General features: G+C 55.5%; 21 protein-coding genes. 7 read left to right on the top strand and 14 right to left on the bottom strand.

Translation table 11 applies throughout. The annotated features are described in order from the left end of the window. Position 1: 1 nt before the first annotated feature. The gene (locus tag J4D97_RS09470) at positions 2-523 is read left to right on the top strand and encodes a DUF421 domain-containing protein (protein ID WP_185283901.1); all 522 of its coding nucleotides are present in this window, start codon (positions 2-4) and stop codon (positions 521-523) included. A 146-nt stretch (positions 524-669) separates the two neighbouring features. On the opposite strand, the gene J4D97_RS09465 is transcribed toward J4D97_RS09470, so the two are convergent. The 7 genes from J4D97_RS09465 to J4D97_RS09435 form a co-directional block, all read right to left on the bottom strand. Continuing rightward, entirely contained in the window at positions 670-1,167 is a 498-nt protein-coding gene (locus tag J4D97_RS09465; RefSeq protein WP_185283900.1) for a YkvA family protein, read from the bottom strand. Between the two features lie 133 nt (positions 1,168-1,300). Further along, on the bottom strand, positions 1,301-4,366 hold the full coding sequence (locus J4D97_RS09460; protein ID WP_208307367.1) for a T9SS-dependent choice-of-anchor J family protein: 3,066 nt from the start codon (positions 4,364-4,366) through the stop codon (positions 1,301-1,303). Between the two features lie 203 nt (positions 4,367-4,569). After that, complete coding sequence (locus tag J4D97_RS09455; RefSeq protein ID WP_208307366.1) at positions 4,570-5,766, bottom strand: hypothetical protein; 1,197 nt, start codon at positions 5,764-5,766, stop codon at positions 4,570-4,572. 140 nt (positions 5,767-5,906) lie between these two features. Continuing rightward, positions 5,907-6,740 carry a type 1 glutamine amidotransferase gene (locus tag J4D97_RS09450; RefSeq protein WP_208307365.1) on the bottom strand — a complete coding sequence of 278 codons (834 nt, stop codon included), beginning with the start codon at positions 6,738-6,740 and terminating at the stop codon, positions 5,907-5,909. Between the two features lie 115 nt (positions 6,741-6,855). Further along, positions 6,856-7,959, bottom strand: coding sequence for a carboxylate-amine ligase (locus J4D97_RS09445; protein ID WP_185283896.1), 1,104 nt, complete (start codon positions 7,957-7,959; stop codon positions 6,856-6,858). 245 nt (positions 7,960-8,204) lie between these two features. Continuing rightward, a complete protein-coding gene (locus tag J4D97_RS09440; protein WP_208307364.1) occupies positions 8,205-9,215 on the bottom strand; it encodes an ATP-grasp domain-containing protein in 1,011 nt (336 codons plus the stop codon). A gap of 158 nt (positions 9,216-9,373) precedes the next feature. Beyond that, positions 9,374-10,084: an esterase family protein gene (locus J4D97_RS09435; RefSeq protein ID WP_208307363.1), complete on the bottom strand. Its 711-nt coding sequence runs from the start codon at positions 10,082-10,084 to the stop codon at positions 9,374-9,376. 136 nt (positions 10,085-10,220) lie between these two features. Here J4D97_RS09435 and J4D97_RS23515 point away from each other — a divergent pair, with 136 nt between their 5' ends. Beyond that, a complete protein-coding gene (locus J4D97_RS23515) occupies positions 10,221-11,744 on the top strand; it encodes an alpha/beta hydrolase-fold protein (RefSeq protein ID WP_243900235.1) in 1,524 nt (507 codons plus the stop codon). A gap of 370 nt (positions 11,745-12,114) precedes the next feature. Here J4D97_RS23515 and J4D97_RS09420 read toward each other — a convergent pair whose 3' ends face one another. Then, positions 12,115-12,738 carry an AlbA family DNA-binding domain-containing protein gene (locus J4D97_RS09420; protein WP_208307362.1) on the bottom strand — a complete coding sequence of 208 codons (624 nt, stop codon included), beginning with the start codon at positions 12,736-12,738 and terminating at the stop codon, positions 12,115-12,117. Between the two features lie 164 nt (positions 12,739-12,902). After that, complete coding sequence (locus tag J4D97_RS09415; RefSeq protein WP_185283891.1) at positions 12,903-13,337, bottom strand: DUF3127 domain-containing protein; 435 nt, start codon at positions 13,335-13,337, stop codon at positions 12,903-12,905. 162 nt (positions 13,338-13,499) lie between these two features. Between J4D97_RS09415 and J4D97_RS09410 the strand changes: the two genes are divergently transcribed. Further along, complete coding sequence (locus J4D97_RS09410; protein ID WP_208307361.1) at positions 13,500-14,459, top strand: isoaspartyl peptidase/L-asparaginase family protein; 960 nt, start codon at positions 13,500-13,502, stop codon at positions 14,457-14,459. A 110-nt stretch (positions 14,460-14,569) separates the two neighbouring features. Here the strand turns inward: J4D97_RS09410 and J4D97_RS09405 are convergent, their stop codons facing one another. The 3 genes from J4D97_RS09405 to J4D97_RS09395 form a co-directional block, all read right to left on the bottom strand. Continuing rightward, positions 14,570-15,370: a DUF6896 domain-containing protein gene (locus J4D97_RS09405; protein ID WP_208307360.1), complete on the bottom strand. Its 801-nt coding sequence runs from the start codon at positions 15,368-15,370 to the stop codon at positions 14,570-14,572. Between the two features lie 95 nt (positions 15,371-15,465). Then, the gene (locus tag J4D97_RS09400) at positions 15,466-16,374 is read right to left on the bottom strand and encodes a cyanophycinase (protein WP_208307359.1); all 909 of its coding nucleotides are present in this window, start codon (positions 16,372-16,374) and stop codon (positions 15,466-15,468) included. A gap of 91 nt (positions 16,375-16,465) precedes the next feature. Then, positions 16,466-18,262, bottom strand: coding sequence for a M1 family metallopeptidase (locus J4D97_RS09395; protein ID WP_208307358.1), 1,797 nt, complete (start codon positions 18,260-18,262; stop codon positions 16,466-16,468). Between the two features lie 391 nt (positions 18,263-18,653). On the opposite strand from J4D97_RS09395, the gene J4D97_RS09390 reads away from it, so the two are divergent. The 3 genes from J4D97_RS09390 (at position 18,654) to J4D97_RS09380 (ending at position 22,354) form a co-directional block, all read left to right on the top strand. After that, the gene (locus tag J4D97_RS09390) at positions 18,654-20,420 is read left to right on the top strand and encodes a L,D-transpeptidase family protein (RefSeq protein WP_208307357.1); all 1,767 of its coding nucleotides are present in this window, start codon (positions 18,654-18,656) and stop codon (positions 20,418-20,420) included. A 448-nt stretch (positions 20,421-20,868) separates the two neighbouring features. Continuing rightward, positions 20,869-21,462, top strand: coding sequence for a helix-turn-helix domain-containing protein (locus J4D97_RS09385; protein WP_208307356.1), 594 nt, complete (start codon positions 20,869-20,871; stop codon positions 21,460-21,462). A gap of 718 nt (positions 21,463-22,180) precedes the next feature. Next, positions 22,181-22,354, top strand: coding sequence for a hypothetical protein (locus tag J4D97_RS09380; RefSeq protein WP_185283885.1), 174 nt, complete (start codon positions 22,181-22,183; stop codon positions 22,352-22,354). Positions 22,355-22,457: 103 nt separating this feature from the next. Here J4D97_RS09380 and J4D97_RS09375 read toward each other — a convergent pair whose 3' ends face one another. Together J4D97_RS09375 and J4D97_RS09370 are read right to left on the bottom strand one after the other, a co-directional pair. Next, a complete protein-coding gene (locus J4D97_RS09375) occupies positions 22,458-22,940 on the bottom strand; it encodes a hypothetical protein (protein WP_208307355.1) in 483 nt (160 codons plus the stop codon). A 144-nt stretch (positions 22,941-23,084) separates the two neighbouring features. Next, positions 23,085-24,497 carry a DEAD/DEAH box helicase gene (locus J4D97_RS09370; RefSeq protein WP_208307354.1) on the bottom strand — a complete coding sequence of 471 codons (1,413 nt, stop codon included), beginning with the start codon at positions 24,495-24,497 and terminating at the stop codon, positions 23,085-23,087. 310 nt (positions 24,498-24,807) lie between these two features. On the opposite strand from J4D97_RS09370, the gene J4D97_RS09365 reads away from it, so the two are divergent. Beyond that, positions 24,808-25,335: an NUDIX domain-containing protein gene (locus tag J4D97_RS09365; RefSeq protein WP_208307353.1), complete on the top strand. Its 528-nt coding sequence runs from the start codon at positions 24,808-24,810 to the stop codon at positions 25,333-25,335. Positions 25,336-25,350 lie beyond the last annotated feature (15 nt).

The following is a 25,350-nucleotide window of genomic DNA, read 5'->3' as shown; positions in this document are numbered from 1 at the left end:
TATGTTTTTTAACGGTTGGGCCGGCGTAGGCCGCACGGTAATAATGGCTGTTCTTGTGTACGTAGCCATCATCCTGCTGATTCGCATCACGGGTAAGCGTACACTAGCCAAAATGAATGCCTTTGATATGATCGTAACTGTTGCTTTGGGTTCCAGCCTGGCTTCGGTAGCATTGTCAAAAAGCACACGGCTAGTGGAAGGCATAGTTGGCATTGGTACGCTACTGGCCCTGCAATTTGTTGTATCGTGGCTGTCTGTGCGCTCTAAAACGGTGCGTAAGCTGGTAAAATCGGAGCCGCGCCTGTTGTTTCATGAAGGCAATTTTCTGGACAGCGCAATGCACGACGAGCGTGTAACGCACGACGAAGTGCGCTCGGCCGTGCGCAAAGAGGGGGGACTGTCGATGGAAAAAGTGACTGCCGTGGTACTCGAAACCGACGGCACCTTCAGCGTTATCAAGCGCCCGGATGATAATAGGGCAGAATCAGCCCTCCAAGGCGTTGACGGAGTTGAGCAGAAGTGAAGATGTAGTTGCGTTTTTCAGCTATTCCAACAAACCTACGCCTGTCTCTCGTCGCATGAAGCACGACGAAAGACAGGCGTAGGTTTGTTGGAATACTGATGACCAGCAATTAGCTACTAGACTTGTTTAGGAACAAGTCTATTGATTTATGAGTGACCCAACTCCGCTACGGCGGGTAGCTCCTTGTTGGGACGGGCCGGTGCCTGGGCATCTTCGGCTACTTTGGCCGAGGCTTCTTCCCAGCTCTGGAAGTGCTCCAGCTCCACCCGGAAGCGGTCCATAAACCAGGCAATCAGGGCGGCATCATCCAGGAAGCCCAAAATGGGTAGGGCGTCGGGCACCAAGTCAATCGGCGACAACACGTAGAGCAGCACCGCCAGCCCCGACACGATAGTGGAAGTGGAAATCTGGCGGTAAGAGCCGTTGATATAAGACGTTACCAACCGAATCAGCAGCCGGCCCACATCGATTACCTGTTGGATAGGACCTTTTTTGCTGTCTTGGTCGTCGAGCTTTTTTGCTACGTCGTGCAGGGCGGTAGCTACTAGGAAGGGCTTGCCCAGCATTCGGGTAGCACGCCCCATGAAGGCGGAAAAGATGGCGTTTTTGGCGATGCCAAAACCTTTTTCGGTAAGTGAGGACATTGGGATAGAGTAAGAAAATGAGAGTACGAAGGGATGTACGTAACCCCTCCGGTTGCCGTTGTGTCAGGCCCGAAACGCAAAAAAGCCCGCCGAAATCGGCGGGCTTTCTGTTCAGCAGGAGCGCGAGGCGGCGTTACTGCTTGATAAAGCGCTTCACGTAGGTCTGCGTGCCACTATTCACCTGAATGACGTACATCCCGGCTTTCAGCTGACCCAGACCTTGATTCAGTTGCTGATTCAATTGCTCCAACGAGCCAGTACCCGTGGCTACCTGGCGACCATCTACGGCCAGCACGCGCAATTGCAGCGTTTTGGCCGTTTGCTCGGGCAGGTTCAGGCGGATGGCATTGGTTACCGGGTTGGGGTACACTTCAAACTGGCGGTTGGCCAAGGCCTGCTTGGTGGGCGTCGTTACCCCGAAGGTGTAGCGCGTCTGCACGGGGTAGTGGTCTGTGGTGGTGTTGCCATAGTTGGTCACCAGGTTGGCTACGCTCGTCAAAATCTCGGTCGAGTTGGGCACCACCAGCGGCTCTGTGGCTTTGGTAATGACAACGTGGTCAATTACATCGTTGTAGCCTACCGTAGAGCGTTGGCCGGCCAGGCTCAGAGGGAGCGTCAGGGCGGTGTAGTTGGCTACATCGGTCGTAAAGGCGCTGTACGAGGTAGCATTGGTTGGAGCGTCCGTTGTGATGGTTTGATCGAGGTCGTCGTTGAAATCACCCAGGATAATAACGTTCTTCCCCTTGTAGTTGGCATCCAGCGCTGCCTTCAGGCCATCGGCAGCGTTTTTCCGCCGCTCATACGAGGTAGACGTTGGGCTGGTGTTGGCTTTGGCATGAATCAGTACGAAGGTGAAATGCTGGGTAGCGCCGTTCAGCGTTACGTCGGCATCGAGCAGGTAGGGGAAGCGGCCCGACGACCAGTAGTTGAACTCGGGGCAGTTCTCGGCCTGCGTGCAGCGGAACAGCGACGAAATAGCTACATTTTTGAAAAGAGTGGTGTTATACACAAAGGCCAGTTTCTGCGCGCTGGCATAGTCGGGGTCCTGCGCATTATCGGTATACGAGCCAAAGTCCGATACGCGGTAGGTGTAGCCACCGCCCGGCAGTTGCCGCACAATGGTGCCCAGGCGAGCCGTGTCTACTACCTCCACTAGCCCGTAGATGTCAGCCTTCAGCGAGTTAAGAATGGTGCGCACATTGGCTTGCTGCTGGTCTTTGTTGCTCGGGCCGTTTTGCGTCGAGCCAAACCACTCCACGTTCCAGTTCACTACTTCCAGCGTGTTGGCTGTGTTGTAGGTATTGCCCGATAAGGTGACCGTAACCGAGGGCGCATTCGTAGAAGCCAGGGCCAGGCTACCCGTGTAGCTCTGCTGGTTTTGCGTGGGGCGGAAGCGCACCGTCAGGGTTTTCGTCTGGTTATTAGCTTCTTCTACCGTATAGGTAGCAGAGCTGCCGAACGTAGTGCCATCTTTCGACACCTGGAAAGCGGCGCCGGTGGCCGTCACCGTGAAGGGCGCCGTTAGGTTGCGGGGTGTTACCGTGAAGGTTTGCGTGGCCGTAGCATTCGCCGCCACGTAGCCGAAATCCAGGCTGCGGGTCGTCGTGGTCAGCAAGGGGGCGGGCGGAGTAGCCGAGTTCGTCAGGCTGATGTCATCCAGCGTCCAGCGGGCACTTTCCTCATCTGAGGAGGTATATATGAAGGCCACATACGTCGTCTGGCCTTTATACTCGCTCAGGTCTACACCAGCGGTTTGCGTCCAAGTATCAGAACCAATGGCGGGGAAGCTCACATCCAGATCCGTCCAGGTTACGCCGGTAGCCAGCGGGCTGCCCGTGCCAGAATAGTTAGTCGAAACTCGTAGTTTCAAAGGAGGGCCATTGAAAGCTGCCCGGCTCCAGAACGAGAGAAGGGGGTAGGAGAAGGAAGATGTATTGAAGGCCGGCGAGATAAACCAGTCCTCGTTCGGAACATTCGTGTTGCTTGCGAAGCCATTGATCTGTATACCGTTAGGCTTGCTGGCTTTGCCGGTGGCATCAGTGGCATCGTGCCCAAAGGGCGTGCAGGCCCAGGTTTGCGCGCCGGTCACGCTATACTGCGCCCAGCCACCCAGTGCGGCCGTGCATTCATCAAAGTTGAAAACCAGGTTGTTGGGGTCGATACCCGTACCGGTTACCGCCACGGTTTGGTCGGCGGCACCAGCCGAGGTATTGGTAATCGTGCCCGATACGGGACCAGCCACGGTCGGCGCAAAACGCACGTACACCGTTTGGGCCGTCGCCAGCTCAGCCGCAGCATAGCTCAGGGTAGAGCCAAATGTGCCAGTAGCGGTTTTGGAAACGCTGAAGCCGCTAGGGGCCGTAACAGTAGTAGCGCCCATGAGGTTGGCCCCTGTGAGCGTGTAGCTGCTGGTGGCAGAAGTAGCTGCCAGGTTGACGCGGCCAAAGCTCAGGCTGTTAGGCGATACAGTAAGGGTAGGCGCGTCGGGTGCCGGCGTATTCCAGGTCAGTGAGAAATCATCGATGGCCGAGGTAGGCCGGTTGTTAGACCCTGTGGTTGGATCTGGTGCTACAATCCGAATCCAGACAACATCGTTAATATTGTCGAGTTGATTACCAAAGTCAACGGCGACGGGCGTACTGCTAAAGGTGCTATTCCCGGTTGTGAACGTGGCCCCTACTGGTGTGAAGGCTGTAGGTGTGGCCCCCGTAGCATAGTCTACTCGCCAGGTAGTGGTACGGGTAGAGGTAGCATCCAACGACTGCAACAGGAAGTTGAGCTTGAAGCCTGTGCGGGCGCTGGTATTGGCAACCTGGAAAACGAAAGCCGGGCCGGCATTCGTGCTGCCATCCGCAAACGAGCCAGTCTGCCGTACACCGAGCGCCCGGTTGGTGGAGGCGTTTTGCGCCGTAGCGTCCGCAGCAGAGGTTAATCCCGTGGCGGAAGCGAAGTTTTTAAAGGCTCCGCTGGTATTATTCCACGCCGTTGCGGCGGTGGTAAGCGTTGCCGCGTCGCCCAAAGCACCGGCTTTGGCACCCGTGCGTACGCTAAAGCCGGCGGGCAGACCAGTGCCAATTTGGTCGAAATTCTCAGTGAATGAACTGCCAGTTAGTGTTATCTGAGCTGATGCACCTTGTATACCACACAGCATGGTAAAGGCTACAACAGCGCTTCGTATAGTAAGTAAAGAGTGTTTCATGAAAAAACGGATTAGTTACAAAAGAGACACGTAAAAGTACCCACGCTAGGCGCGGCGGTATGTTAAGATAGTATTATTAAATAGAATATTACCCGGTAGCTTGTTTATGCGTGGGTATAAGTGATTATTAGTCAGTTAATAACATAAAAAACGCCGCTCCCCAGTGGAAGCGGCGTCAATGGCTCGCAGCACCATCCGATAGGCTACCGTTCAAACAGGCCTACCGTGCCGCCTACCCAATCCTTGTTCTTGTTGAAGTCCACGCCAATCATGGCGCCGCGGCTGAGGCGGGCTAGGTTGGTGAGTAGCACCGGGCGGGGCGCGTTTTCGGGCCAGATGTACAGCAAGCGGATTTCACACTTCACCAGCTCGCCATCATCGGCTCGCACCACAGGCTCGTAGGCTACTTTACGCTGCAAGAGGTAGTTATGCTTGTCCTCGATGGCATCCAGCTCGGCGGGCGTCACGTGCAGCTTCACACCGGCTCCGGCAAAGGAAAACAAGGGTTTGAGCACGTAGTTTTCCAGGTCGGTGGGGTAGGTAGTTAGCTCGTGCAGGTAGTAGCTGGGCGGCACAAAGGCGCTGTGCAGCAGCGGCAACGTGTACTTGCTGATGCGGAAAAACCAATTGGGGTGCCCTACCCAGGTCACGTCCACGTCCTCGTCGGTGAGGCGGAACTCCAACGGCAGATCGGGGTAGCGCAGCAGCTCGTCGAAAATCAGGCGGTTGTAGATGCGCTTGATATCAATGCGACGGCCGTCCTTTTCGTAGTACAGCTGCCGGCCGTCCTTGCGTACGTCGGTGATGCATACGGCTTCTACCCCCAACTCGCGCTTGGTGAGGGCAAAGTCGATGCGGGTTTTCTGCTTGTCGGGAAACAGCTCCAGCAGTACTACGTTTTCCGGGTTTTCGTCGCCCACAATCAGCTCCCGCAGCGCTGCCAGATAGTCGGCAGAACTCAGCCCACCAAACAAGTGCGTCACCGAGTTGGGTACCGGAAAAAACTTCCGAAACGTGTGGGCCAGATAGTCCTGAAACACATAGAGCGATGGAAAACCTTGCAGCTCAATTAGCTGCGGCTCCAGTTCGCCTTCCGCATCACGGCACACAGCAAAGTCGATAGCCAGAAATTGCGTGTGCGCGTCTTCGTGGGGTACGCGCTGGGCTGGCGGCACGGCCGCTTCGGTGCGCTCCTTGAAATCGGGCGCTACCAGCACGTCAATAATATCCTCGCCCGCCTGCAACAGCTTGTCGCGCAGCACAGAAGGTATGAACACCGGCGTTTCCGCTACTCGAAAATCCAATTGTCCCGGCAGCTCCTGATCCACGGAGTCGATCAGCTCCTGAAACCGTTGCGGCGTGAAAGCCGCGTTATACGTCTGGCGAAATTCAGGAATCATGCGGGGGAGGGGTTGGGGTAAGATAGGGACAATAGAACGTCATGCTGAGCTTGTCGAAGCATCTCTACCGTGAGTAATTTCTGTTGAATGAAACGAAGCGGTAGAGATGCTTCGACAAGCTCAGCATGACGTTCCTGTATTTACAAGGTAACCGGCTGATCAACAGCCGTAAGCGCCGCTACAGATTGTCGCAAAAAGGCCGGCACCAGAATGCGTTCAGTCAACTCAATGGCTTCGGGGTCTTGGAGCAGACGCACCATATCGTCGTATTTCTGCTGACCGTGCGTGTCAATCACCTGCTGGCGGCGCTCTGTAGTCAGCATGTAGTGTAGCATGCCTTCGCCATCGGCTTCGGGGTGAAACTGGGTGCCTACCATCTCCGGCGTGAAGCGCAGGGCCATAATGGCCCGGTCGAAAGGCACGTGAGGCCGGTCTTTTTCCATCGCCAGCACCTGCACGCCCAACCGCTGCAAGTGGTCCTCATCGGGATTCGTCACCTGAAAATCGCGCGAGTCGACGGCCATGAACGGGTCAGGCAACAGGCCCAGCAAAGGGTCTTGCTGGCCGGCCTCGGTCATGTGCATTGGGAAGATGCCGAAGGAGGTAGACTTGCGGGCGCTTAGCTCGCCTACCTGCAAGTGGCGGCTCACCAGCTGGAAAGAGTGGCAAATCAATAGCACGTACTTTTTCTGCTCGTGCGTGCGGTTCCAGGCCAGCAGCTGGTCGATGAGCGCGAAGTAGGGCGTTTCCCAGGGCTCGTCGGAGGGTAGCGGTGAGCCGGGCCCGCCCGATGAGAGGTAGATATCGTAGTCGAGGCCCGGCAGCGCCACCTCGGCGCGCACGTTAAATACGTCGTAGGTGACGGGCACGGCCACCTCGGCTTGCAACTGGTGTAAGATCTTCAGAATACAGCGCATTCCCTGATTCGGGAAATTGTTGTACATATCCAGAACGGCAATTTTCAATGATTTCATTCGGTAGCAACTGCCCGACTTGCAAGCCGGAAATAATGGCAAAAAAGCAGAGCGACAGCAAAGATGTGGCCGAACCTGCCTCAGGTTCCAACGGGGAAGCCTGACAGGTAGAACATTACAAACCGTAAGAGGTTTCCTGCACAATGAAATCAACGACTTTCTTCAGGTCACCAGTCTCGCGGAATACCTTTAATTGGCGGTCGGCGCCGGTACCCATTTCCATCATTTTGTGGATGTACTCTACCTCGTGGCGGCTGCCCAACTCGTCGAGTACGTCGTCCACAAAGTCCAGCAGCTCCTGAATCAGATTGCGGGTGGGTAATTCTTCCTGCTTGCCAAAATCGATGAGCTTGCCGTCGAGGCCGTAGCGGGCGGCGCGCCATTTGTTTTCGTTGATGAGGGCCTTGCGGTATTGTCGGAAAGTGAGGTTGCTGATCATCAGCTTATACACCTTGGCCACCAGCGCCTGCATGAGTGCAGCCATGGCCACGGCTTCGTCCACGCGCAGCATCATGTCGCACACGCGGTACTCGATGGTGTTGAAGAACGGATGCAGACGCAAGTCCCACCAGATCTTCTTGCCATTATCAATACAGCCCGTCTTGATGAGCAGGTTGATGTAGGCATCGTACTCGCTGGCGCTGCCAAAGTGCTCAGGAATACCCGTACGCGGGAAACGCTCGAATACCTTGGTTCTGAAGGATTTATAACCGGTTTCGCGGCCTTCCCAGAAGGGCGAGTTGGTACTTAGCGCGAAGATGTGGGGTAGGAAATAGCGCAGGGCGTTCATCATGTATACGCCCAACTCGCGGGTTTCTACGCCCACGTGCACGTGCATGCCAAATACCAGGTTGGAGCGGGCGGCATCCTGTAATTCCTCAACAATCTTATCGTAGCGGGCATCTACCGTAATAGGCTGGTCCTGCCAGCGCGAAAACGGGTGCGTACCCGCGGCTGCAATTTGCAGCCCTACCCGGTCGGCCAGTTCAATCACTTGGCGGCGCAGGTGCGTTACCTGATGGCGGGCCTCCTCAATATTATTGCACACCGTAGTGCCTACCTCCACCACCGACTGGTGCATTTCGGCCTTCACCTGTTCCTGCAAAATCATCTTGCCCCCCTCCACAATCTGCGACATGTGGGAGCGAAGGTCGCGCGTTTCCGGATCAATCGTCTGAAACTCTTCCTCAATTCCGAGGGTGAAAACCGGCTTACCCATGATGATAATAGATTAGAAATGAATGAATAGGGTGGTAGTTAGGGTAGGGTTTTAGGGAAGTTGGAAGCCTAAGCTAGTTCCACTCAAAAAAGGAGGGGTGCCCGCAGGGCGGGGTGGTAAAGTCGTTGAACAATACTAGAACTAGAAAGCTAAAAGGACTAACTCTAGCTTTCATTCTTGCGGTTTTACCACCCCGCCCTGCGGGCACCCCTCCTTAAAAAAGAGGGAAATTCTAACTCTCGCTCTTAGCTTTCTTTCTTAGCGGTAGCCGTTGCCTTCTTCGGAGCAGCAGGTTTCTTAGCTGGTGCCGCGCCTGCCGTTGGGTGTACAAACGTGCCCCAAGTAAGGTTATCCTTGCCGGGCTTCTGGGCTTGAGCACGCTTGATGGCCATGTTGGCCGCGGTTTCCACAACCCACTCAAAGTTCTCCTGGCCCACAGAATTGATATCCGCATCGGGGGCAGGGTTGCCGAAATCAATAGCCAACGGAATACCGTCGCGCACGGCAAACTCTACCGTGTTGAAATCGTAGCCAAGGCCCTGGTTGAGCTTCAATACATAGTCTTTCATGGTAGCCAGCAGCTTTTTGCCCGCGGCGCCCGTGGTTTTCATCTCGGTGGCGTAGCGCTGATGGAACTCGTTGCGGGGCTCGTAGGGCATGATGCGCACGTCCTTGCCGCCAATGCAGTAGCAGCGGAAATAATCGGTAAACTCCACCGCTTCCTGGAGCAACATCACCAGCTGGCCGGTTTCGTTGTAGGCGCTGAAAAACTGCTCGGGGTTGTCGAGCTTGTACACGTTTTTCCAGCCGCCACCCGAGTGAGGCTTCATGAATACGGGCCAGCCCAGCTTCTCAAACGCGGCGTCCCAGTCCATCCAGTTTAGGTTGCGGAACGACTGATCTGAGGTGTCGTCGGGGCGATTTTTGGAGGGTAGGAGCAAGGTTTTGGGCACCGGTACACCCAGTTGCACAGCCAGCGCATTGTTGAAAAACTTCTCGTCGGCCGACCACCAGAACGGGTTGTTGACTACAGCCGTGCCGCCCAGCGCAGCATTTTTGAGGTAGGCGCGGTAGAAGGGCACGTCCTGCGAAATCCGGTCGATAATAACGGCGTAATCGGTTGGAACGCTTTGCTCAACTAGGCCAATCTGCACAAACTCGGCCTGTATGCCACTGGGTGCTTTCTCATTTACGCGGTCAACGAATGCCTGCGGAAAGCTGTTTTCCCGGCCGAAAAGAATGCCAATTTTTTTCATAGTGTTTTAGGGGGTTAGGGTCTTGATTAAGTAGGGCCTCTAGCCCGTCAGAACGCCATTCCGAGCTTGTCGAGAAATCTCGCGTGCTGATGAAAGATAGGAATTCTTACCAAGCGAGACTTCTCCCGCTGGTCGAAATGACATTTAAAAAGGGAGTTTTACGCTTCAATTTGTGCTAAATATTCCGGGAACATGTCGCGCCACACAGGCCAGTCGTGGGTGCCGTAGGGGCGGATGTCGAGCCAGTGGCGGATGCCCTTACGGTTCAGGATTTCCGACATTTCAATGTTTCCCTGCTTGCAAAAGTCGTCTACGGCTGAGCCCAGCACAATGCCCATCTGGTAGAAATTGTCGTCCTGCGCAGCGGGCATGTAGGCCGGCGGATTGTTAAAATACAGGTCGTCGTTGTGGTAGCCGCCCAGAAAGTTGCTGATATCAAACTTAGCGCCCATCGAAAACATGTGACTGACCTGGCTAGGGTGGCGGAAGGCGAAATTGAGCGCATGGTAACCGCCGAAGCTGCACCCGGCCACCGCTACTTTGGCCACGTTGTTTTCGCGTTGCAGCTGGGGCACCAGCTCCTCGGTCAGCATTCGGTCATAACGGATGTGGTTGTGCAGGCGCTCCTGGGGCGGCAGGTGCTGGCCGTACCAGCTGTAGCCATCCACGCTATCGACGCAGTAGAGGCGTATTTTGCCACTGTCGATCAACGGAGCAGCAGCATCTACCAACCCAAAATCTTTGGCCTGATAATACCGCCCACCGGAGGTAGGGAAGACGATAACGGGGTAGCCACGCTCGCCGAAAACCAGCATTTCAACGTCATGACCAAGCGCGTGGGAATAGAAGGGGCGGTAGGTTTCCTGCACGGAAAGAGGGAGTTGTGAAATGGAAAATCAGAAATATTCAGCTATAAACTTTCATTTCTCCGGGTAATCTACGGCTTGGAAGCGGAATAAAGTACCTTGCGGCCTTAAAATCGTTCGTGAAGCTATTCCCCGGCGAATGAATCAGCCTGCTTTCCTTCCTACGCAAAATACGGCCGTAACGGTGGTTCGCCGCTTGCGGCTGGCCTCGCGGGCCCTGCGGCGCACCGTCCGGTTTGATGTGGTGCTACCGCCCGGCTACGATGCTGCCGCCCCCGTGCCCTACCCCGTGCTCTACCTCAACGACGGGCAGGACCTGCGCCGCCTGCACCTGCCAGCCACGCTTAATGCGCTCTACCGCCACCAGGCGGTGCGGCCGTTTGTGCTGGTGGCCATTCAGGCGGGCGTGCGGGTGCAGGAGTACGGCACCGCTGCCTACGCCGACTACCTGGGGCGGGGCAGCCGCGCCAAGCACTACACCGAGTTTCTGCTTACCGAAATGCTTCCCTACGCCCAGGCGCGCTACCACGTGAGTGCCAATCCGGCGGAAGTAGTAGTGGCGGGCTTCTCCCTCAGCGGGTTAGCGGCGTTCGATTTTGTGTGGCACCACCCCGAGGCCGCGTTGCGGGCGGGCGCGTTTTCGGGCTCGTTCTGGTGGCGCCGCCGCGCCCTCGACCAGGGTTACACCGACGCCGACCGCCTCATGCACCTGCTCGTGCGCGAGGGCCAGCCCGCGCCCGGCCAGCAGTTCTGGTTGCAAACCGGCACCCTCGACGAAACCAATGACCGCAACAACAATGGCATCATTGATGCCATTGAAGACACATTGGACTTGGTGGTGGAACTGAAACGGCACGGACTTCACCCCAACCGCGACGTGCGCTACGTGGAGGTAATAGACGGCCGACACAACCAAGCCACGTGGGGCCGTATCCTGCCCGATTTCTTGCAGTGGGCCTTCGGGCCAGCGGAGGTAGGGAAGTGGCTCACGGCAGAAGAGCTACTAGGCCGCCGCCGCGTGTGGGGCAGCCCCAGTCGCTTGGCGCGGCACCGGCGGCGCCTGCGCCCACAGCCCGCAACCCTGCCGCCCTACCCCAACGCGGCCAGCCTCACCGATTTTCCTATGCAGCCCGCCATCCAGCGGCCGCAGCCGGGGCAGTATCCGGCATATTTCGATGCGTCGTATATCCCCCGCGTGCCAGTGGGCGCCAACCCCTTAGTGCAACTGGAGCAGCAGCTCCGCGAGGTGCAGCAGGTGGTGGGCCAACTCACCGACGAGCAAGCTCTTACCAACTACGACCCTGGCAAGTGGAGCATCAAGGAGGTGCTGCTGCACGTGCTGGATTCCGAAAGGGTGTTTGCCTACCGCGCCCTGTGCTTTGCCCGCGGCGAGCAACAAACCCTACCCGGCTTCGACCAGGACGCCTACGCCCCCGAGGCCGGTGCCAACAACCGGCCCCTGGCTGATATTTTGTCGGAATATGCCGCCGTGCGGAGCGCCACGCTGGTGCTGTTTCGCTCGTTCACGCCCGCGCAGCTAGATAGAGTAGGCTTCACGGCCAGCGGCCCCGTAAGTGTGCGGGCACTGCTGTTTGCCATTCCTGGCCACGAGGCGCATCACCTGCACATCCTGCGCGAGCGATACTTGCCACTGTTGCCGTAAAGCCCTACTTTGCGCACAACAAGGGCATATTTCTCCGCGTTAAGGGAGAAACTTAACCTGATTCTGCCACCCCTAACCCAGTGTACCATGGCCAAAGCACAAGACGCCCGCAAAGAGAAAAAGAAGGAGCCTGCCAAAACCACCAAGGAAAAAAAGGCTGCTAAAGACGAAAAGAAAAAGCTCCGCGACCGGGCAGAGTAGCGGTGAAGTTGTGAATGCAAAAAATCGTCTCTCATCCTGAGCGTAGCGAAGGACCTTCTCACGTTAGAACGACCATCGTAACAACGACTCGTCCAACGGGCAGAAGGTCCTTCGCAAGCTCAGGATGAGAGACGATTTTTTGCATTCACAACTTCACTATTTCGCTATTTCACAGTGTATAATACGGCTCTCGCTCCTTGTCGTGGTGGCGGATGTAGCCGTGGAGCGTGAGTTTGATGAGGGTGCGAAAGGCCCGTCGCTTCCCGATATTTAGCAGTTTCATATACTGCGGCAGCGTGATGCGCGTGTGCGTGCGTAGGTAATCCAGTACGGCCGACTCCTCTTTGTTTAGTGGCATCCACTCCACGCCCGTGCTTGGCTCACTTCGTTCTAACACCTTCTCGGTGAGGTTGCTGGCTTGCACGCTTTCATCTCGCACACGCACATAGCTGCGCCAGTCGCCATCGGCTACTTGGGCGCGGTGCGGCTTGCGCGGACTTTCCGGAACCGTTACAATCAGCACGATTCGGTCGTCTTCCTCTACCTCCTGAAAGCGCAAATCGGTAAGTGGCGGATCCACGAAGTGCTCGGCTGCTTGTCGTAACACGTAGATTTCCTCCTCCGCATCGCGCACGCCCACCACGCGCCCGTCGTCGTCGACGCCTACCAGCACCTGCCCGCCGTGCGTGTTGGCCAACGACGCCAGCGTGCGGGAAATACGCGTGGGGTGGGTAGTCTTCTTCTTGAATTCCAACCGCTCGCCTTCGCCTTGCTTAATTAATTCTTGCAGCATTTTCTTACGCTATTTGCTAGTAGCTGATGGCTGCTAGCCTTCTGTAAGTATGAAACGAAAAAAAGCCACTTTCCGGTCGGAAAGTGGCTTTTTCTTGCAGGCAAGCCTACTGGAAATTTAAACGATAAGCCAATAGCTAGCAGCCATCAGCTAACAGTTTAAAATTAGAAAGGCAGGTCGTTGTCGTCGTCGCCGGCGATGGGGGCAGCGGGTTGCGCCCGCAGGTTGGGGTTTTGGTTTTGCTGGGCAGGAGCAGCGGCGCGAGGTGCAGCAGCTGGCTGCGAGTAGCCACCACCAGCGGCCGGAGCCGAAGCACCACCCGAAGCAGCCTCTAAACGCCACGCTTCCAGGTTGGTGAAGTACAACATCTGGCCGTTTTTATTGAAACCACGACCACGCAGGTTGAAGGTCACTTTAATCTCGTCACCGATTTTGTAGGGGTCGATGAGCGCGGTTTTGTCTTGCACCAGTTGAAACTTGATATGCTCAGGGTACTGACCATCTATAACCTCCAGTACGAACTCGCGCTTGCGGAATTTCTCGCTCACCTGTTGCTCGTCGAAAATCTCGTGCAGGCGGCCGGTAGCATCGTAAGCCATAAAACAGAATATTAGGGAATGTGAAAACAGTTAATCAAACGTACGAAAAAAAACCGACGGCGGCCACGTCAGGCGGGTATCTTGTACGGGGTAGGAGCCGGGACTGGGCAGGATAGTTTGCGTACTTTTCGGCCGATTTCTCCCACTGTTTTTCGTCTGCTTATGTCTACTACCTGGGCGCTGGCCCTGCACGGCGGCGCTGGCACCATTGCCCGCGCCTCCATGACTGCCGAGGCCGAGCGCACCTACCGCGCCGCCCTACAAACGGCCCTCGAAGCCGGCGCCGAAGTGCTCCGCCGCCACGGCCCAGCCCTCGACGCCGTAGAAATGGCTGTGCGCAGCCTCGAAGATTGTCCCCTGTTCAACGCCGGCCGCGGGGCCGTGTTCACCCACGAGGGCCACCACGAAATGGACGCGTCTATTATGGATGGCCGCACCGGTCTGGCCGGGGCTGTGGCCGGCGTGCGCGCCGTGCAGAATCCCATCCGGGCCGCCCGCCTCGTGATGGAGCACACCGACCATGTGCTACTGGCCTACCCTGGCGCCGATGAGCTGGCCCGCCAGCACGGTCTGCCTACCCAACCCGCCGAGTACTTCTTCACCCAGCACCGGTACGACCAACTGCAAGAAGCGTTGGCAGAAGGAAAGATGCGCCTCGACCATTCCGAAGCGAAACAGCCCAACGAAGACACCAAAAAGAAAATGGGCACCGTTGGCGCCGTGGCCCGCGACCAGCACGGCCACCTAGCCGCCGCCACCAGCACCGGCGGCATGACCAACAAGCGCTACTCCCGCATCGGCGATTCGCCCATCATTGGCAGCGGCACCTGGGCCGACGACCGCACCTGCGCCATCAGCTGCACTGGCCACGGCGAATATTTCCTGCGTGCCGTAGTGGCCCACGACATTGCCTGTCTGATGGAGTACCGCGGCCTGAGCCTGGCCGAAGCCTGCCGCATCGTAGTACACGACAAGCTAGCCCCGGTAGGCGGCGAGGGCGGCCTGGTGGCAGTAGATGCTGCCGGCCACGTGGCCCTACCCTTCAACTCCGAAGGCATGTACCGCGCCAGCCTCACCGATTCCACTCCTATATATATAGGTATCTACGGCGACGAAGGGTAGGGGACGTATATAATAAGGAGTAGCATGTATGTGACCACTCCTTATTATATACAGATGCAAAGGCTAGTTTCAATTGTGTTCTGCCTTAGTTAATGCTTCTCGGACGAGAATTACGCTGTAGGCACTACATAGTAGAAATTGTGGTCATACATCCGATCTATCTGGTACAACCACTTCTTGTTTAATAATGCCAAAATTCCCTGTTCGATATCTTTTGAGGAGAAGTGCAGGTGTGGATAGTTCCAGCTAATAAATGACTCTATACGCCATTCGTCAAATCCTTGCCAATCCCCCCGAGAGTCAAAATCGATATCTATCTTAAGATCTTTGGTTTCAAAGTAGCAACCGATTCCATGAAAGAAATAAATAAGCCCTTCTATCTTACCCTTTCTGCCCATACAGGTGTTGCGTTCCATCTGTCCAATACGAGAAAAATCTAATTGATAAGCATCTCGTAAAGTATTGCAGAGACGATCAGCTTGCTGAATCCACTTCTCAATGCATATAAAGAGTTGTTGCTCGGCCTGCGTCAGAGAATCCCGTTCAGATATAGGTAGCGGATGAGGGAGCATCGGCAGGTCTTGCGTATGTTCCTCAATAGCTTCAATACTAAATTGTCCGACCTGCTCACGAAATGCAGTTCCAATAACGATGGACTCTCCTACCTGTACTGGTACATTAGCTCCCGCTGAAACGGAGAGTACAGCTTTCTTTGTTTGCCCAACCTGCATAGAGCCGGTAGAAATGGCTTTAACTTGAGCACCGAAAGCATAAGGGAGTGCTTCGGACCAAAAGCAGAGAAAAACATTTTCTTCCAACTGGTTCTGACCTTTCCATCTGGCAGGAGGGACAAGCGAAAAAGAGAGAATGCCATGAAGCAACATTACTTGGAAATAGTAGAGTAGAATCAAACAATATATTATAGAAGAATCTCTTTTCTAAAAGAAGAGCCGCCATTCTAATAGTCACTTAGAATGGCGGCTCTTTTTATAATACACGTTCGAATCTACATCTGCCCCGGCTGCTCGATACTCACCGTTTCGGCAAAGTTGGTTTTGCCGGCGTAGAATTTTCGCTCGTCAATGTCATACACGTTGCCTTTGGCCAGCACGTGCATCGTCATGTTCTCCACGGATAGCGCCGCGCCTTTTTTAACGACGGCCGCATTGTTGTGCTGAATGGTATGGCCATCCATGATGATGACCAGGTTGGAGCCGATAGTCTCGATGATGTTGCCGCCGGTGATGAGCACGCCCGTGTCTTCACCCAGCCCAATGCCAATGAGCTTGGGGTGGAGGCTCACGGCTTCAATGAGCCGGCCAAAGCGGCCGCGCTTCACGAAGTGCGAGTCAATCACCACGTCGTCGATCAGGCCCAGGCCGCTGCCGATTTTCACGGCGCCCTTCATCAGCGCATCCGGCACCGAGCCGCCCCGAATCATAATCTTCGACATGGCCATGGCCCCGGCGCTGGTGCCGGCCACCACAAAGTTCGACTCGCGGTGGTAGCGGGCGTTCAGGATTTCCAGGAACTCGCCTTCCCCAAACATCTCGCGCAACCGCGACTGGTTTCCACCGCTGAACATCACCACATCGGCGCGGCGCAGGCGCTCCAGGTACATGGGGATACGGGCGTGCTCGGGCGTGCGGATATCCATCACGCCCACATTGCGGCAGTTCAGCATGCCGAACGAGGAAACGTAGATCTTCCCGATTTCTTCCGGAATCATGGAGGCCGTGGTCACTACCTCTATGCGCGGGTCCTCCTTGCCCGACTCCTGCACCACACGGCGCAGGATGCCTAGCTCAAAAAAGTTGAGGTAATACTTTTTGCGCACACTAGCGCTGGAGTAGGTGCCTTTATCTTCGTTGCCACCGATGGCAATCAGCTTACCGAGGGGTTTTTGATTGTTCAACGTTACGACTGTTTTTTTATCAACTCACAAAATACAACGCACCGGTCCAGGCTGCAAGCATCGGGCCGGAGTAATGATGCCGGGTTTAGGGTTATCTAAGCAGCGCATCGAGGGTGTTAGTGGCTACGGCGTGGTAGTTGGGCCGTGCCTCCGCATAAATTTGCCGGGCGCGCTCCCGGCCGCCGGGGGTAGCCAGCACCGCCCGGTAGAGCGGCACCAAAAACTTACGCCGCCCCACTCGTACCAGAAACTGGTGCAAGGCCTCATCGGCAGGGGAGTAGCCAGCGGCCAGCGCCAGCGGAAACCACGCCGCCAGGATTTCGGCGTTGCCGGAATGGGTAAGGTCGAAGGTGTTGTCCAACTCCGCTAGTTGGGCGTGCGTCAGGGAGTGGGGGAGACCTTGCAGGAAGTGTACCCACTCGTGGCTGCTCCAGTCGGCAGTGGATAGGGTAGGAGCCGCTTTGCCCTCCATCCATTGTTGCCGGGCGGCATCCACTGTATCGAAGCGGGCGGAGGCTACGGGCGGCGCCACCCCCGGCACACCCGGACCGTTTATCCAGGCATCGAGCTGAAGCTTCTCTTCTAGTCCGGGCTCTTGGTCTAACAACGCTTGCCGCAGATAAGTTATGAAGCCCGCTGTATCCATGGACTGAAAGCTGTGGCGAGTGAAGTACTCCTTAATAAAGGAGTCGAGGCGCGGGCGGCCTATCAAGTGCTCTAAGGTGAGCAAAAAGTAGTCTCCCTTTTCGTAAGCAATTTCCGTCATGCCCTCGTCGGGGTCGCGCCCAGTTAGGTGCAGGTGCAAATGGGTGTCGGTACTGGTAGGGCCTAGTTCCGCGAAGGTATGCTGCAAATCGGTAAAGCCTAATACTTGCAACATATCGGCATACATGCGGCCATACAGCTGCTCCATAATACGCCGCTCGAAATACACCGTAAAGCCCTCATTCAGCCAAAAATCGTCCCACGTAGCGTTTGTAACCAGATTGCCCGACCACGAATGCGCCAGCTCGTGGGCTACCAAGCTGGTCAGGCTTCGGTCCCCGGCTAAAATCGTGGGTGTAACAAATGTTAAACATGGATTTTCCATACCACCAAATGGGAAAGAAGGCGGAAGTATCAACAAATCGTATCGACCCCAGCGGTAGGGGCCATACAAATCCTCGGCGGCGGCTACCATTTTTTCTAGGTCCACAAACTCGTGCGTGGCTAGGGGTAGAGTAGCCGGTTCAGCGTAGATGCCAGTGCGCTCACTTAGCGGCGCAAAGGCCAGGTCGCCGACGGCCAGCGCCATGAGGTAGGCCGGAATAGGGTAGGGCTGCCGAAACTGATAGCGCCCGGCCGCATCAAGCTGCTGCGGATTATCGGTGGCGCTCATTAGAGCCAGCAGGTGGGCGGGCGTTTCAATGTGCGCCTCGTAGGTGAAGCGCACACCCGGTGAGTCCTGACACGGCAGCCAGGTGCGCGCCAGAATGGCCTGCGACTGGGTGAACAGAAATGGCTGCTCGCGCCCGGCCGTTTGCGCAGGTGTCAGCCACTGCAAGGCTGCCGCGCCCGGCGTGGTGCAGTAGCGGATGGTCACGTGCTCGGTGGTTGGCTCCAGGGTAATGCGCAGTGCCTGTCCCAGCACCGGATCGGTGGGAGCTAGGCTGAAGGGAGTAGGCTTACCCTCGGGGCCGCCGAGTAGCACGGCCTCCACAAGTAGGTCGCGGGTGTCAAGGTAGAGCTCGGTGGCGCCGGCTGGATTGTGGAGCTGCCAGGTAGCATGACCCGCCAGGGTACGGCTGGCAAAATCAACACGCAGCTGTAACTGTAAATGACGAACGCCTACCTCGCCCAAACGGGCATAGCTGTGCGAGTCGGAAAGAGCGGGAACGAAAGAAGTCATAAAAGAAATAGAAAGCGGCCGACAGTCTAAGGGTTGTCGGGCCGCGTGGCGTGAGTACGGGTAGGGTATACGACTGGCGCGCCAAGCAGAGACGGAAGGCTACCATTAAAATGCGGAAGAACAACTGAGCGCCACACGTGCCGCAACACCCCCCAACGCTCAGTGAGACGACCTACTCATCCGGAGGGCCTGCCCAATTGTAGACTGAAGATGTGCGTGGGTGAGACAAAACTCCTACCTTGCATGTTGATGAGATGAGCCCTGCCTCGGAACGCAATAACCCTACGGTAGCGTTTGGAGTAGAACGGGCACGCGCCGCATCCGATGGTCAGGAATATAATTCCTTGGCATCTGACGGAGCTGCTATCATTTCTTCCACTTCACCGAATTCATGAAATCACTGTTTCACTCCGCTTTCCTGACCACACTGCTCTGCTGGCTTTGCGGCCTGACGCTCTTGGCGTCGGCTACCAGCTGCAGCCAGGAGCAGAAGGCGAAAGTTCAGGAGGCGCTACCCGGCGTACTCACCGGCAACCAGGGCCCGCAGCCCACGCTCGATAGCGTGTATGTGGCGCGCCAGATGCTGGCCGAACCCGCCTTCAAAAGTCAGCTCGACTGGGCCAAGAAGTTTTACAAAGCCCGCGACTACCGCCTGGGCTGGTTTAAAAACCACGAGGTAGTACCGCAGGCCAAGAAGCTACTTGAGGTCATCAACCAAGCCGGCGATGAAGGCTTGGATCCGCAGAAATACAAGATCAAAAACTTCGATAAGCTCTTTGCTGAGCTAGATAAAGCCCGTGGTGATACCACCCAGCGCAACAGCCTGGAGAAGCAAATCGACGTGGCTTTATCGGGTACTTACTTCACCTGGGCCTCCGATTTCTATCGAGGAACTGTAAATCCCCGAGAAGTTAAAAACATTGATTGGGACGTAAAACGCAACAAAATCAAGTTGCACAAGGCCCTCATGACCATTTTGCAAGAGCGCGAAAGCACGTATCCCTACTACGAGTTCGAGCCTCTGCACCCTGAATACGACCGGTTGAAAAAGGCGCTAGCTGAGTACCGCACTATCCAGCGAAACGGCGGCTGGCCTACCCTGCCGGCTGGTACCAAGCTGAAGCCAGGCGATACGTCACCGGCCGTGGCGTTGCTGCGCCGTCGCCTGCTCGATGAGCCGGGCACGCCTGCTCAAGGCGTTGCTACGCCTGTGCAGACGGTAGCCAACAATGGCCCATCCAATGGCCCCGCGCCGGCGCCCGCCGCCCAGCAATACGACAGCGAGTTGGTGGCTGCCGTGAAGAAGTTTCAGCAGCAAACCGGGCAGCGGACCGATGGTGTTGTAGGCGGAGAAACCCTGCGCTTGCTCAACATACCGCTCGACAAACGCATCGATCAGATCGTTCTGAATATGGAGCGCTGGCGCTGGATTCCGAAGCGTTTCGAGCAAAATTATCTGCTCGTAAACATCCCGGACTACAAGCTACATGTAGTGGAGGAAGGCAAGGAAGTGATGAACATGAATGTCATTGTGGGCAAGACTTTGAACGCAACGCCGGTCTTCAGCGACAAGGTGGAGTACGTGGTATTGGCCCCCTATTGGAATGTGCCGTTCAGCATTATCGATAAAGAAATGCGTCCGAAACTGGTGGCCAATCCGCAGGCCTACCTCGACCGTTTGGATATGGAAGTGGTGAAGGGTTGGGGTGCCAAAGCTACTCCCATCGACCCCACTACGGTGGACTGGGCGAACCTCACGCAGGCGAACTGGAAGTACACATTGCGCCGCCGTCCCGGTCCCAAAAATGACCTGGGTGACGTGAAGTTTATCTTCCCCAACTCCAACGATATCTACCTCCACGACACGCCCCACGACGAGCTGTTCAGCCAGACCAAGCGTAACTTCAGCCACGGCTGTGTGCGTGTAGCCGAGCCCATTAAGCTGGCCACCTACCTGCTGCGCAACAAGCCTGGCTACAATGAAAACACTATCCTGAGCACCATCGGAGAGCGGCAGGAAAAGTACATCACCCTACCCGAAAAACTGCCTGTATACTTGGTGTATTTCACGGCGTGGGTAGACGATGCCGGTCACCTGAACTTCCGCGACGACATCTACGGACACGACAAGAACCTAGCGAAAGAATACTTCAACTAGGGTCTTTGGATAGCTTCATCTTCAGTTGAACCTTCTCTATCGTTGCAGGGCTCAATAAAGCTGATAAGCCCTCTGACAGATTCGTTTCAGCTTAGAGTACCTGGACGCAAGAACGATTAGTTTGCGGGCCGCCGAAGGGAGAAAGAAGTTATTACAGTTTACCTCAAAGCCGACTGCGCGCATAGCGTCAGTCGGCTTTTTGCATGTAACCACAGTAACTATTCAATGGCAATAGTTACATCTGCTACTAATAAAATAAAGACGGCAAGTAAATAGGGAGGAATATGCAGATTACTCTTGTAAATACATATGTAAACTTCAGATTACTCTTGTAAATACATATGTAATCAAGATTAAGAAAGAGAATAGGTAGAGCATCGTGCTAGTGCAAACGCGTGGGTTGCGTACATTTGTGAAGCTGACACTACACTATTCTTGCAGCTTTGGTATGATCGAACGCATCCGGCAGATTCTGGCTACACGCGCACTGTCTCCTACGCAGTTCGCGGATACTATTGGTATCGGCCGGCCCGTAGTCAGCCACATCCTAAATGGGCGAAATAAGCCCAGCCTGGAGGTGATGCAGAAAATAATGGATGCTTTCCCTGACTTAGCACTGCCTTGGCTGCTGAAAGGAGAAGGCCCTATGCTGGCATCTGCGCCAGCCGAAGCAACTGCTACTACTACTAATACGCCGGAGACCGTTCCTACGATCGTAGCAAGCCCCAGTAAGAAAAAGCAGCGTGCAGCCGCCCTGGTTCCATCGGAGCCCAGCAGTCAGGCTGTAAAGCCCAAAAAAGAGCCTACAAGCGCTCCGCCCCAGCAAATAAGCGCTCCTGAGCGTGAAGAAAGCACTGTTGCCGCCCAGGTGCCCACTACCCCTGAGCTATCGGTTACACCGCCTGCACCAGTTGCGCCAGCAGCTTTAGAAGTTACTACGCTACCCGCCGCACTAGCCGCTACGCCTACTAATAAGGCTATTCGACGCATAATTATCTTCTATCAGGATGGTACGTTCACGGACTACCAGCCGGAGAAGTAACTTGTGCTATTTATGTTTCTTAGTAGATAATAGTTCTGATGTGGCAAGGATGTTGTTGAACGCTCGGAATTGTAATAATCCAATTTGGCAGGCTGGTTATTTATTCTCTATACCAGTAAATGGTTGTGGTGTGCTACAAGATGCTTGCAAGTGTTTCAATGCGTTGGCAAAATTGGTTGTGTCTGGTGCTTATTTGCTAAGTAAGCTCAGCTAACAGAATGATTATATGCATTTATATTTTGTTATTTTTCAGACACTTAATATACTTATGCGGAAGTGTGGCTTTATTGTTTATGCGTTAGTATGTAGTCTTATTTAATATTGAAATAGTTATATATTTTAGGTTGGTGGTTCCTCAGTGAAATGCATAGTAACAGTGCTAAAATCCTTGACAGTTAGATTGGCTTGTTAAAACAATAAATCCTACTCGTTTTATTTGGCCAAAGCTGTTAGTAGGTGTTTTTTATTATTGGCTGTCCCATTTCAACTTAACAAAAGTAACATGACTTTAGGAAGGGTCATCATAGGTCAACAGGGAGGACATTTGTTGACCAGTGACCAACAGCAGGCTTTCGTCAAGAAGCGGCGGAGAATAAGTGACTGTTGACTTTTGTAATAAGTAGCACTAGTGCTGGTTGGATATCAACTCAAGACAAAAGCTGATAAGCGTGAGAAAGTCCGGCTTGGCGTTATTCGCGTTGATGCTTACCTTTGGGCTATGAAAACGTCTCGCCTGTTTCTTCTGCTTGCTGCCAGCGCCACGCTGCTATTTGCTTCTTCTTGCGCGCAACAGCCCGATCCTGAGAAAGACCCCGATGCTGATGCTGCCTACAAGCGCAGCCACCGCCCCGAAATGTACCGTGAGGCGCAACGCAGCAACGTAAACTACTAACCTATCTTTTATCTGCCTTTATCGGCAGAGTTGGCTGTTATACAAAAAGCCCCGCCGGATCGACTCCGGCGGGGCTTCTGTATAGTAGGTGGTAGGACGTTTACTAATAAGCGCTAACCGGAGCCAAAGCAGGGATAGGCAACAGCGTAGGCAGTGTGATGGCCTGTAGCAATGGCTGTTCCAATAGGTCGGCCCAGGTGCGGAGGTAGAGTACTACATCGTCGCGCTGGTTGTGGCGCAGTGCGTTGCGCCGTTCCAGGGGTAAGGCACCGCGAATAACCGGATCGGAAAGGCGCTCTAGATGCGCGAGGTCCTGGCGGGTGAAGCCCGCTGCCAGCATTTCGTCGATGGTATCATCGATGGGTAGGCCGCTGGAAGGGCAATAGTCGATGAGCTGCCGCTCCCAGTCGCCGTAGCGCTGCATAGCCCGGCTATGGATTTCGGCTTTGGTGAGGTGGGTGATAGTCTGCGCTAGGTGGCCGCAGTTGCAGCTACCCATGTGGCCCCACTGGTAGGGCGCTTGCGTGGCCAGACGCTGTGCCGTGGCGCGCAACGCCTGAATGACGGGAAGAGTGCTGATAGCCATACAGAAATAGAAAAAGAGTGTTCGGAAATATAAGCCGATAGCCGGATTTTTTGTTTCCTTTTGACCCTACTGGGGCATAAAAAACCCGAACGCCTCCAGACGTTCGGGTTTTTTATGCCCCAGTAGGGTAGGAACCTGACGAGCTTAGCGCTGCCCGCCGCTGTCGCCTCGGAAGCGACGACGGTTGCCACCGCCACCGCTGCTGCCTGCCGTTGCGGGCCGATTGCCACCCGTAGCAGGGCGCGAGGAGCCACTGGCGCTAGGCCCGGCGGTGCGGCCAGCCGAACCTTGTCCTTGCCCACCAGAGCGCCCGCCTTGGCCGCTACCGCCCCGGCCGGGCCGCGGCGGACGCCCCGCCGGACCTTTGGGCCGCTGAATGTTTTTGCCGCTGTGCAGCATCACGGGCTCCACGCTGTTGGTCTTATAAGGATGCTCGAACACCACGTCAATCTGACGCTTAATCAGGCGCTGGATGTCCTGTAGGTAGGCGCGTTCCTCATCTTCCACAAACGACAGCGCCATGCCATCGGCGCCGGCCCGGCCCGTGCGCCCAATGCGGTGCACGTAGGTTTCAGGCTCGTTGGGCATTTCGTAGTTGACAACGTGCGTCAGCTCATCCACGTCGATGCCGCGGGCGGCAATATCAGTGGCTACCAGCACGCGGGTAGTGCCGGCCTTGAAGTTGCTGAGCGCCCGTTGCCGATGGTTCTGCGACTTGTTGCCGTGGATGGCTTCGGCCGGAATATTAGCCTTTGCCAGCGTCTTCACCACGCGGTCGGCGCCATGTTTGGTGCGGGTAAATACTAGCACGCGGCGGATATTTTTATCGGCCAGCACGTGCTCAAGCAAGGCAGGCTTGTCATTTTTTTCCACCAGATACACGGCCTGCGATACCGTATCGGCAGTGCTCGAAACGGGTGTTACGGCTACCTTCACCGGGTTGGGACGCAGCAGCGAGTTGGCCAGCTCTTGAATCTGACCCGGCATGGTAGCCGAGAAAAACAGCGTTTGCCGCTTGGCCGGCAGCTTGGGCAGAATGCGCTTGATGTCGTGAATAAAGCCCATGTCCAGCATGCGGTCGGCCTCGTCCAGCACAAACACGTCGAGATGGCGCAGGTCCACGTAGCCCTGGTTCATGAGGTCGAGCAGGCGGCCAGGAGTGGCAATCAGCACCTCTACACCGCGCCGCAACGCCTGCGTTTGGGGCAGCTGGCCTACTCCGCCAAAAATAACCGTGTGGCGCAGCTTCAGGTGGCGGCCATACGCCCCAAAACTTTCCCCGATCTGGATGGCCAACTCGCGGGTAGGCGTGAGTACCAGGCAGCGAATGCGGGAGTGCGAATGCTGCGCTACCTGTGCCGTTTGGTGCAGAATCTGAAGAATAGGAACTGTAAAGGCGGCTGTTTTGCCGGTACCGGTTTGAGCCACACCCAGTAGGTCGTGGCCTTCCAGCACCTGCGGAATTGCCTGCGCCTGAATAGGGGTAGGCGTCGTATACCCTTCCTCGTGCAAAGCGCGCAGGATGGGGTCAATCAGATTGAGTTCGTCGAAGGACATTAAAAAAAGTAGGAAAATGCCCGTTAACGGGCCACTGGCCTCAGGCCAGCGCGTGAATAGAGCCCGCAAAGGTCGGAAGGTTTGCGGTAGAAATTGGTGCGCACCAGAAAATCAGGCAGAGCCAGACCACCAATGCGGGTGCAAGCGGTAACAGGAAAGCGAGCGTTGTACTTGATTAGCAGCCTGCTATCGACAGCAAGAGGTAGAAAGCTGCGGGCATTGCCGCCGTATCTACCGCAACACGACAAGCTACCGGCCGTTTTTGTTCGTATTGGCTGATAAGCTTTCACGAACCATTTTTTTGCCTTCCATGAAAATAACTGATCGAAAAATCGCTTACGATGGTCACTACAAGCTCAGCAAGCTAACAGTGCAGGACGGCGACAAAGAATTGCAACGAGAGCGTTTTGAGCCTGGGCAGGCCGTGGCCGCGTTGGTTTTCGACACGCAAAAGGAAAAGTTTCTGCTGGTGCAGCAGTACCGGGTAGGCGCCGAGGCCGACGTGCTGGAAATCGTAGCGGGCATGATAGACCCAGAGGATAAAAATCCCGAAGAAGCGCTGCGCCGCGAAATACAAGAGGAGCTAGGTTACCCCGTTGATGCACTGATACCTATTGCCGAAGTGTATGCTTCTCCCGGTAACTCAGCCGAGCGGCACTATATCTACTACGCCGAAGTCAGCAAGCAAACAGGAACTGGCGGTGGTATCGCCAGCGAAAATGAACACCTCGAACTCGTGGAGTTGACAGCAGAGGAATTATATAAGGAAAAGCCTCTGGACGCGAAAACACTACTGGCAACACAATGGCACCAATTGTTTAAACAAAAGGATATATAATATTTTCTATTTATT

This window comes from Hymenobacter defluvii, from assembly GCF_017589435.1.
GTDB lineage: Bacteria > Bacteroidota > Bacteroidia > Cytophagales > Hymenobacteraceae > Hymenobacter > Hymenobacter profundi.
Note: the sequence above shows the minus strand (reverse complement) of the source record. Positions and strands in the feature narration are given on the sequence as shown.